Below are 9,251 nucleotides of genomic sequence, written 5' to 3'. Positions count from 1 at the left end.
GAGTCGTACGGCAGCAACGCCATTTCGCGTGCGTTGCGGATCGCGGTGGCTACCTGGCGCTGCTCCTGCGGGTTCAGCCCCGTGAGGCGTCGGCTGCGGATTCTGCCCTTGTCGGACAGGAACTGCCGCAGCAGCGCGACATCCTTGTAGTCCAAGGGATTACGACCGTCGACCCGCACGCCTTGTGCGATGAGCAGGTTCCGCTTGCGCTTCGCCGGCACTTCCTCGCGCTGACGTTGTCTTCTGTTGGCCATCACTGTTCCTCGTAGTCGTGAGTCCGAATCACCAGCTGGACTTCTGGATTCCGGGTAGTTCACCGCGATGCGCGAGTTCACGGAACCGCACGCGGGACAGGCCCGCCTTGCCGATATACCCGCGGGGCCGGCCGTCGACGGCATCCCGGTTGCGCAGCCGAGTCGGACTTGCGTTGCGCGGCAGCCGTTGTAGGCGTCGTAGCGCTTCTGAACGCTCCTCGGGCGTCGAACTGGCTGCGACGCTCGCGCGCTTCAGTTCGGCGCGGAGGTCGGCATACCGCGCGACGACCTCGCGGCGCTGTTCGTTACGGACGATCTTGGACTTCTTCGCCATCAGCGGTCCTCCTTGAAGTCGACATGGGCGCGGGCGATCGGGTCGTACTTACGGAGCACCATCCGGTCGGGATCATTGCGACGGTTCTTCCGGGTCACGTAGGTGTACCCGGTTCCGGCGGTGGAACGCAGTTTGACGATCGGCCGGATCTCGTTGCGTGCCATCAGACTTTCTCCCCACGCGCACGGATCTTGCGCAGCACCGACTCGATGCCGTGTTTGTCGATCGTCGAGATCCCCTTGGCGCTCACGCGCAGCGTCACGTACCGCCCCTCACTGGGCACGTAGTAGCGGCGACGTTGGATGTTCGGGTCCCATCGGCGCGACGTCCGCTTGTGCGAATGCGACACCTGCTTGCCGAATCCCGGTACCCGACCGGTGACCTGGCACCTCTTGGACATGCTGCCTCCTGTTCTTATCGACAATGATTGGCATTAACTGTCCGGTCACGGTACCGTCGTCGAAGCATAAATGGAAATCATTCTCAATAGATCGGAGTGGAGTCGTGCTCGACGATGGACTCGCGAACCGACCGGATGACGCCGGACCGACCGACCATCGAACCCCGGTCGTCCTGGTCACCGGGCTCGACGCGTCGTCGATCCACCGGGTGGGCGATGCGTTGGAGTGCGGCGGCGTCGGCAGCGTCCAGGTACACCACGACCTGACCCAGGTGGAGGATGGCCGCGTCGTCCGGACCCTCAGTTGGCGGGGACCCGACGGTCGTAGCCGACATGACGTCTGCATCGTCGAGTTGGCCCACGGATGCATCTCGTGCACGCTGCGCGAAGACCTGCTCCCCCTGCTCCGGCGACTTCATCGTCGACCGTCGGTGAAGCGGATCGTCCTCACGCTCGATCCCGTCCTGAAACCCGAACAGGTGGTCTGGTCGATCGAGAACGTCATCGTCGCCGACATGCCGGGGTTCGACGACGCCCCGGCGGCCGCCGACGTCCGCGTCGACCTCACCGTTGCCTGTGTGGCCGAGGAGGATTGGCTGACGTCGGCGACGGGCGACCTCTCCCTCGCCGAAGGCGGGCACGTCGCGCTCGACGACGACCGCACGCTCGCTCAGGTGGCGGTCGGACAGGTCGCCTTCGCCGATGCGCTGGTGGTCGCGGCGTGTGACCCGACCTTCCGGGACGCCTGGGCGTCGGCCCGACTCGTCGCCGTCCTCAAACGGCTCGCGCCGAATGTCCCGATGATGTTCGAGTTGCCCCAGCGCCCGATCACCCCGGTTCTCGCCGAGCAGTTGCTCGCCGCGGTGCCCGCACGTTCACGGCGGGGTCGCATCGACGGTCCGCACGATCCCCTGCTCGCCGGCGAACCCCCGTTGGACTCCGACTGCGGGGTGACGTGGGTGGAGTTCCACAGCGATCGACCTCTGCACCCGGGCCGTTTCCACGAGGCGATCGATGCGCTGCTCGACGGGGTCGTGTGTGCGCGTGGCCGACTGTGGATCGCCACCCAACCCGACGAGGCACTGTGGCTCGAGTCGGCCGGCGGCGGGTTGCGTGTCGCCCACGGCGGTCCCTGGCTTGCCTCGATGTCCGACGACGAATTCGCGCAGGTACCCGACGAGCGTCGCGCCCTCGGTGCACTGCGCTGGGACGAAACCTTTGGCGACCGGCACACGTCACTCGTCGCTCTCGTTCACTCCGGCGACCCCGCCGAGATCGAGGAGGCACTCCGTAGCGCGTGCCTCAACGAAGTCGAATTCGCTGCCGGACAACAGTTCTGGTCGACCTTCGACGATCCCTTCGGCGGGTTCCACGCCGACCCGTGCGACGACCTCGAGGTCTCCGAGTCGACCGTGGACGCGGCACCGGGCCTCGACTCCTCGGACCAGCGGGACAACTGACGTTCCACCCATCTCCTGAAAGGCACCATCATGAAGAAGGGCATTCACCCCGACTACCACCCCGTCGTCATCCGCGACGGTTCGACGGGCAAAGAGTTCATCACGCGCTCGACCGCGACGTCGGCGACGACGGTCACCTGGTCCGACGGCAACGAGTACCCGCTCATCACCGTCGACGTCACCAGCGATTCGCACCCGTTCTACACCGGGGTCAACACGATCCCCGACGTCGCCGGCCGGGTCGAGAAGTTCCGCCGTCGCTACGCGCACTTGGAGAAGAGGAACGACTGAGGGTCGTCGCCGGACGACGTCAGTTCTTGTCGTCCTTCGGTTTCCCGTTCCCCTTGGTCTCGCTGTTGCCACCGCCGCTGTTGCCCCTGCCGCTGTTGCCCCGCCCGTTTCCATCGCTTCCGCGCTCCTCGGCCTGGGTCGCGTCGATCTCCGTCGCGCCGGTCGGGACAGGGATCGGCGGGGGCGGCGCGTCGACTGTGCTCGGCGGAGTCGGGCGGGATTCGGTGGTCGAGGGCTCGGCGGCCGGCAAGGAGGTCGGGGTCGACGGAACAGGTGTGTCGTCGTCGGATCCGGTGACGACGACGGCGACGAGCAGGGCGGTCAGCAGAACTGCGGCGCCACCCAGCACCGCGATCGACGTTCGACGTCGGGACCGGTTCGGCCCTCCCGGAAGCGGCGCCGTTCCCGAGGCCAGCGCAGGTGGTGGGATCAGTGGCGGCAGCGGCGCCGTGAGGCGATTCGTCGCTGCGTCCGGGCCGGGGTGGTCGCCATGTCCGGCCAACGCCGCGCTCATCGCCGCGGCACTCGGAAACGGCACGGTGTCACCCGGACGCATCGCCCGGTCGATCGTCTCGCGCAGTGTCGGCGCGACATCCGGACGGATGTCGGCCAACAGGGGCGGCGGCGCGTGCAGGATGGCGTGTGCCACGGCGGCAGGGTTGTCGTAGTCGTAGGCTCGGCGACCCGTCAGCGCCTCATACGCGACGATCGCAGCTGCGTAGAGATCGTCGGCCGGTGTCGCCGCCCGGCCCACCACGCGACTGGGACTGAGATAGCAGATCGTGCCGACCACTTCTCCCGTCGCCGTGTGCGCCATCCCGGCGGTCTTGGCGATGCCGAGGTCGGCCACCTTCACCCGGTCGCCGGACATGAGCAGATTCGCGGGTTTGATGTCGCGGTGCAGCACGCCGGCGGAATGGGCGGCGTTCAGGGCGGCCAGGACGTCGTCGAGGATTGCCGTGACTCGGTGGGGCGGCAACGGCCCGCCGACCATGAGGTCGCCGACCGTTGTGCCACTCAGCCGTTCCATCACGATGTACGGCGTCCCGCCGTGTTCACCGAAGTCGTGGACGGCGACGATGTTGGGGTGGTTGAGTGCCGCGGCCGCCCGCGCCTCCGCAGCGAATCTGTCACGTGCGACCGTCGGGGTCTCCGGCTCTGAGCGCAGGAGTTTGATGGCGACCGATCGGTGGAGTCGCCGGTCCCACCCGTCGTAGACCACTGCCATGCCGCCTCGGCCGAGAACTTCCCGGATCTCGTAGCGTCCGTCGAGCAGGTCTCGGTCCACCTGTTCACGGTAGCGGGTGCCATGCCCAGCCATCGTCGACCCGAAGTCGGGGCCGGACGGCGTGATCTCAGCCCGGCAGCAACCCGTCGACCAGCGCGTCGACGATGTCGTCGACCGGCACATCCGGGAGCAGCGGACCGGTCAGCTGGTCCAGCAGGAGGCCGTCGACGGCGTAGTGGAAGAGGGCGATCTCCCGGGCCGTCCCCGGCAGGCCGGCTTGTTCGTTGAACGCCACGTCCCCGGTGAACCCGGTCCGACGCCATTCGCCGATGATCTCCGCGACCTCTGGGCGTCGAATTCCTTCCAACCGGAGTTCGATCAGTGCGATGGTGACAGTCCGGTTTGCCATCAGACGCTCGACGATGTTGCGGAGATACTCGGCGAAGAGCTCCCGCGTCGGTGTGCGTCCGGCCCGCTCAGCGATGAACTCGTCGCTCGGTGCCAGTCGCTCGTAGATGCGCTCCACCAATCCGGTGAGAAGTGCTGAGCGAGAACGGAAGTAGTTCGTCGTCGTACCGAGGGGCACGCCGGCGGCACGGTCCACCGCGCGGTGGGTGAGTCCCCGCGCGCCGGCGTCGGCAAGCACTTCGAGACCCGCGTCGGCCAGCGCCCGTCGGCGGTCATCGTTGCGAGCCATGAGAAAACGATAGCGCAACCACTACATGTGTTGTAGTTTCTCAACCACTACATCTGAAGTGATTGGGGAACAGCATGCGTGAACTCGTGTACTACGTGGCCGTGAGTCTCGACGGGTATATCGCCGGACCGGACGGCCAGTTCGACGCCTTTCTGATGGAGGGCGATCACATGGACGGCATCAACGAGCGGTTCGCCGACACCATCCCGACCGACTACGCCGCCGCACGCGGGATCGACCAGAGCACAGGGATGTTCGACACCGTCCTGATGGGAGCCGGTACCTATGCCGCCGGGTTGCCTGAGGTGACGAGTCCGTATCGTCACCTCGACCAGTACGTCTTCACCCATCGTCGACGCGACCCGGTGGACGGTGTGACGTTCACCGACCGCGACCCGGTCGAGGTGGTACGCGAACTCAAACAGATCGAGGGGAAAGACATCTGGCTCTGCGGCGGCGGCAACCTCGCGACGCAGCTGGCCGAGGAGATCGACCGGTTCGTTCTCAAACGTCAGCCGGTGATGTTCGGGAGTGGAATTCCGCTGATGGCGCCCGGCCGGTACGCGCCCAGGAGGTTTCGCCGCGTCACTGGTCACGACTTCGACACCGGGGTGTCGATCGTCGAATACGCCGCGACGTAGGGGCGGACCTACCTCAGCACCGAGAGCGCGTCGTCGAGTGAGACCAGGTCGGCCATCGTCACTATTCTCTTGGCGCCATGGAGTTCCGTCGCGGCGCGGATGGCGGCCAGCGCCGTCAGTCGGCCCGTGGCGTCGGACTGCCCCGTCCCGGAGGCCTCCCGACGCTCACCGGTGCGCCGATTCTCGGCGATGACGTGCCAGGCATCGGAACCAAGGGGAGGCGCCCACGTCAGCGTGCCGCGCAACGCCGGCACCCGCCCGATCAGGCCGAGCGCCGCGGTCATCGGGGCCGAGCTGAGAGTGAGATACGAGCGGATGTGACCCGGCCGGTTGTCGAGAAGGACATGGTCGGGGAAGTCCGCGCGCAGATATCGTCTGCCATGTCCGTCGGGTCCGGTGGCGCGCCGGGTCTCACCGAGGTTGCGGACTTTCCCGCCTTCGGGCGGGCGGTGGACATCGGTGCCGATCAGACCGACCGTCCAGGCGACCGCCGCCGGGCCATGTTTCTCCCCCGCCCCAGCATCACGAGCACGTCGAGGTCGTCGCCGGGCCGAGAATCGAGTGCGGCGGTCAGGATCGTGCTGAGCCCGGGCGCGAGGCCTGCCCCCAGGACGATGGGTCCGGCCGCGGTCGCACGCAACGCATCGAGGTAGGCGCCAGACGCCGAGATGTCCACGAGCGGCGTTGGTCCGATCGCGGTGCCGAGTTCCGCGCGTTCGACGCCGGACGCATTGACGACGACGTCATGTCCAGCGGCGAGGTCGCGTAGTGCCGCGAGATCCTCGCGTAGATCGAGCCGAACATCGGCGCTCGCTGCTCGGCTCGTCGTGGTCACGAGATGGCCATCCACCTCGAGCTCGCGTCTTACGACGGCGCCCACCGCACCGCGCCCGCCGAGCAGGAGGACCCGCAGGTCCTCACGGTTGTTCGATTCGCTCATAGACACCACTTCCAGTTCGCGATTGCCTGACAATCATGCTCGACGCCGAGCACGTCCTAGGACCCGACGAGACGGCCCAGTTCGATCCGACGACTCCTTACTGGTACGGAGCGGCTGACGACAACCCGGTCGAGATCCTGCATCTGTTTGGTCGTACCGCGACCGGCCGGGGTCGCGCTTTGTCGATGGAAGTAGAGCTAACGGCACGGTGTCGTCCTTTCGGAAGGGCGGTCTGTACGGCGCGCCATAGCGTTTAAAAGTTATGACTCCAGTAGGTACAGGCTCTCCCATGTCATACTTATGCATAATCTTCTTATGGACACGCGCGCTCTCATAGCCGACGGCGAGAACTTCACCACTGAGTTCAAGCGTTCGGATATCAACGACAAGGAGCTCACGAAGGCTGTCGCCTGTCTCGCCAACGGCGACGGAGGCGTTCTGTTGGTTGGCGTAGACGACAACGGCATCGTGGTTGGTGCACAACCGCGTCACGGCCGGACTACCGACCCGGCGCGGGTTGGTGCATACATCCAAGCCAATACCGAGCCTGCGCTCGCGGTGGGCGTTCGGTTGGAGAGCGTCGACGGTCAAGAGATCATCCGGATTGATGTTCCCCGCGCCGACCCTGGCCCCGTCGGCACGAAGTTGGGAGTCTTCACCAAGCGCGTGATCAAGTCTACGGGCGAGCCAGAATGCGCCCCTATGACCGCGCATGAGATTGTCAGCATGGGCATGATCACCCGCGGTCAGGATTTCGCAGCCTCTGCAGCGTGGGACGCAACCCTGACTGACCTCGATCCGTTTGAGTTCAATCGTTTTCGTCGGATGTGCCTTGCGTCGGGAGACGATCTTGCAGACCTCTCCGACCCAGATATACTCCGGGCTCTCGGGCTCGTACCTTTGTCCGCCCCGGTCAGCATCGGGGCAGTCCTTCTCTTCGGAACTGGGTCCGCGGTGCAACGATGGGTCCCAAACGCTGAAGTGTTGTTCCAAGACGTACGCAGCGGGCACCCACCCACAAACATCCAAATGGTGGAACCACTACTAAAGACGGCTGAGAAGCTGCGCGACCTCGTAGATGCACAGAACACAGTCACGGAAGTCATGGCTGGGCTCCTGCGTGTTGAAGTTCCACTCATCCCATCGATCACTCGTCGGGAAGCTGTCGCGAATGCGTTGGTACACCGCGACTACACCGCTGTTGGTCCCATACGGTTGCAGCTGACGGACGGCAGTTTCGTGGTCTCCAGTCCGGGCGGATTTCCACCGGGCGTCACCACGCAGAACATTCTTGACCAGTCCAGACCTCGAAGCCTGATTCTCGCTGGAGCGTTCAAACGCGCCGGCTTGGTCGAGAGGAAGGGCAAGGGTGTCAATGACATGTTCGAACAGCAGCTAAGGGCCGGACGAGACGTCCCTGACTACTCACACAGCACCAGCGACTCGGTTGTGGTCACCGTCCCCCTCGGAAACGCAGACCTGGATCTGGTTCGTTTCTTACTCACATGGGAGAACGAACACCAGCAACCACTGAGCCTCGACGAGTTGCGGATTGTCCACGAGGTGAAGACTTCGGGCTCGGCGACGAGTAGCGAAGTCGCTGAGGAGTTGCATCTCATTCCTGCGAGCACCAGGACTAGCCTTGGGCAGCTCGTCGAGAGGGGCATCCTCGAGTCTCGCGGTGTCGGTCGCAGTCGGAAATACCACCTGACCGCGCGCTTCTACGATCTTGCGCAAGATCGCAACGCCTACGTGCGTGTGAAAGGCGTCGATCCGCTCCAGCAGGAACGAATGATCCTAGACTATGTGGCCGCGTACGGTTCGATAACCCGTAGTCAGGCCGCCGAGCTCTGCCAGACCATCCCGCCTCAAGCCCGCTCGGTACTGAAGCGGCTGGTGGAAGACGGCCGACTGATTCTGGTAGGGCAACGTCGCGGTTCACGCTATGTGCTACCAGACTGAATGAGCGATAACTCCGCGGGCCAGCATTTGTGGAGCCTAGGAGATTCGAACTCCTGACATCTGCCTTGCAAAGGCAGCGCTCTACCAACTGAGCTAAGGCCCCGTGCCGTACCGATCGGTTCGGCGGGATGCGAGATCACGATGTCCGAAAACATCTGTCGCAGTGGGCCTAGGAGGACTTGAACCTCCGACCTCTTCGTTATCAGCGAAGCGCTCTAACCGCCTGAGCTATAGGCCCTTGAACCGAGGAGTGAGATTACCCGACCGATGCCCCAACAAACAAAACGGCTGGTCAGGAGCTCGCTCAGTCGAGATCGGCGAGTGTCACCTCGGCGCCGCCGACGAGGTCGGCACAGATGTTGTAGATGTAGCTGCCGATCGTCGCGAGCGCCGTCAGCAGGATCGCGTTGATGGCGCCCAGGAGCGCCGCGGCGCCGAAGACGGTGCCCGCCCCGATCACGTCGTTACTCGCGGCCGATTCCTCCGCCATGAGCGTTCCGAAGCTGTTGTTCACCTGATCCCACACGCCCATGCCGTCGAGGATGAGGTACAGCACGGCGACGGAAATCATCCAGATGAAGAACCCGACCACCGACAGCACGGCCGCGACCTTGAACGTCGCCCACGGGTCGATCCGACGCACCTGCACCGAGGCGCGCAGCGCGGTCCCGGCGGCGAGTACCTGGCGAGGCGCCGACCGCGGTGCGGAGGGCTTGGATCCCGGCGCCTGTGCCGCATCGGGTCGCTTCAGGTCCGCCGTGTGGTGGATCTGATCGAGGTCGGGCAGATCGTTCTCCGGAAGGTGTCCGCGGTCGATCGTGCTGGTGGGTGACTCGACGAAGCCGGGTTCCTCGGTCGCCGTCGCCGTACCCGATCGGCGCGGACTCTCCAGCTTGGTCACCGGGGCCTGCTGGCCGCTCATGCTGGCGGCAGCGGTGCCGCTGTTCGTCACGACGCCACGCGGCGGCGGGCCGCCCGGGTTGTTCAGCGGCGGGCCGGCTGGGCCCTCGCCGGTGCTCGGACGCTGGGCGGCGTCGCGGTTGA

Annotated in this window: 13 protein-coding genes and 2 tRNA genes; 4 read left to right on the top strand and 11 right to left on the bottom strand. The window is 65.4% G+C overall.

Annotated features, from left to right (window positions below):
- From rpsR to rpmB, 4 genes are all read right to left on the bottom strand, one after another.
- A partial coding sequence (gene rpsR / locus M4D77_RS22695; RefSeq protein ID WP_259937509.1) for a 30S ribosomal protein S18 occupies positions 1–254 on the bottom strand: 254 nt, incomplete at its 3' end.
- 28 nt (positions 255–282) lie between these two features.
- Positions 283–588, bottom strand: a complete 306-nt coding sequence (rpsN, locus tag M4D77_RS22690; protein WP_058253005.1) for a 30S ribosomal protein S14 — start codon at positions 586–588, stop codon at positions 283–285.
- On the bottom strand, positions 588–752 hold the full coding sequence (rpmG, locus tag M4D77_RS22685; RefSeq protein WP_004020951.1) for a 50S ribosomal protein L33: 165 nt from the start codon (positions 750–752) through the stop codon (positions 588–590). The genes rpsN and rpmG overlap by 1 nt, the downstream gene beginning before the upstream one ends.
- A complete protein-coding gene (gene rpmB / locus M4D77_RS22680) occupies positions 752–988 on the bottom strand; it encodes a 50S ribosomal protein L28 (protein ID WP_004020952.1) in 237 nt (78 codons plus the stop codon). The genes rpmG and rpmB overlap by 1 nt, the downstream gene beginning before the upstream one ends.
- 104 nt (positions 989–1,092) lie before the next feature.
- On the opposite strand from rpmB, the gene mrf reads away from it, so the two are divergent.
- Complete coding sequence (gene mrf, locus M4D77_RS22675) at positions 1,093–2,448, top strand: ribosome hibernation factor-recruiting GTPase MRF (RefSeq protein WP_259937507.1); 1,356 nt, start codon at positions 1,093–1,095, stop codon at positions 2,446–2,448.
- Between the two features lie 30 nt (positions 2,449–2,478).
- Entirely contained in the window at positions 2,479–2,739 is a 261-nt protein-coding gene (locus M4D77_RS22670; RefSeq protein WP_247450722.1) for a type B 50S ribosomal protein L31, read from the top strand.
- A gap of 19 nt (positions 2,740–2,758) precedes the next feature.
- Here M4D77_RS22670 and M4D77_RS22665 read toward each other — a convergent pair whose 3' ends face one another.
- Both M4D77_RS22665 and M4D77_RS22660 read right to left on the bottom strand, forming a co-directional pair.
- A complete protein-coding gene (locus M4D77_RS22665) occupies positions 2,759–4,027 on the bottom strand; it encodes a serine/threonine-protein kinase (RefSeq protein ID WP_259937506.1) in 1,269 nt (422 codons plus the stop codon).
- 67 nt (positions 4,028–4,094) lie between these two features.
- Positions 4,095–4,664 carry a TetR/AcrR family transcriptional regulator gene (locus M4D77_RS22660; RefSeq protein WP_137809129.1) on the bottom strand — a complete coding sequence of 190 codons (570 nt, stop codon included), beginning with the start codon at positions 4,662–4,664 and terminating at the stop codon, positions 4,095–4,097.
- Positions 4,665–4,738: 74 nt separating this feature from the next.
- Between M4D77_RS22660 and M4D77_RS22655 the strand changes: the two genes are divergently transcribed.
- Positions 4,739–5,305 carry a dihydrofolate reductase family protein gene (locus M4D77_RS22655; RefSeq protein ID WP_078114058.1) on the top strand — a complete coding sequence of 189 codons (567 nt, stop codon included), beginning with the start codon at positions 4,739–4,741 and terminating at the stop codon, positions 5,303–5,305.
- Positions 5,306–5,313: 8 nt separating this feature from the next.
- Here M4D77_RS22655 and M4D77_RS22650 read toward each other — a convergent pair whose 3' ends face one another.
- Complete coding sequence (locus M4D77_RS22650) at positions 5,314–5,589, bottom strand: hypothetical protein (RefSeq protein ID WP_259937504.1); 276 nt, start codon at positions 5,587–5,589, stop codon at positions 5,314–5,316.
- A 182-nt stretch (positions 5,590–5,771) separates the two neighbouring features.
- Positions 5,772–6,245 carry a hypothetical protein gene (locus M4D77_RS22645; RefSeq protein ID WP_259937502.1) on the bottom strand — a complete coding sequence of 158 codons (474 nt, stop codon included), beginning with the start codon at positions 6,243–6,245 and terminating at the stop codon, positions 5,772–5,774.
- A 315-nt stretch (positions 6,246–6,560) separates the two neighbouring features.
- Between M4D77_RS22645 and M4D77_RS22640 the strand changes: the two genes are divergently transcribed.
- A complete protein-coding gene (locus tag M4D77_RS22640) occupies positions 6,561–8,207 on the top strand; it encodes a DNA glycosylase AlkZ-like family protein (RefSeq protein WP_165629301.1) in 1,647 nt (548 codons plus the stop codon).
- Positions 8,208–8,237: 30 nt separating this feature from the next.
- On the opposite strand, the gene M4D77_RS22635 is transcribed toward M4D77_RS22640, so the two are convergent.
- From M4D77_RS22635 to M4D77_RS22625, 3 genes are all read right to left on the bottom strand, one after another.
- Positions 8,238–8,310, bottom strand: a tRNA-Ala gene (locus M4D77_RS22635).
- Positions 8,311–8,371: 61 nt separating this feature from the next.
- A tRNA-Ile gene (locus M4D77_RS22630) sits at positions 8,372–8,445 on the bottom strand.
- A gap of 66 nt (positions 8,446–8,511) precedes the next feature.
- A partial coding sequence (locus M4D77_RS22625; protein ID WP_259937500.1) for a DUF3566 domain-containing protein occupies positions 8,512–9,251 on the bottom strand: 740 nt, incomplete at its 5' end.

Origin of the sequence: Gordonia sp. p3-SID1431 (genome assembly GCF_025143765.1) — a bacterium.
Taxonomy (GTDB): Bacteria; Actinomycetota; Actinomycetes; order Mycobacteriales; family Mycobacteriaceae; genus Gordonia; species Gordonia hongkongensis.
Note: the sequence above shows the minus strand (reverse complement) of the source record. Positions and strands in the feature narration are given on the sequence as shown.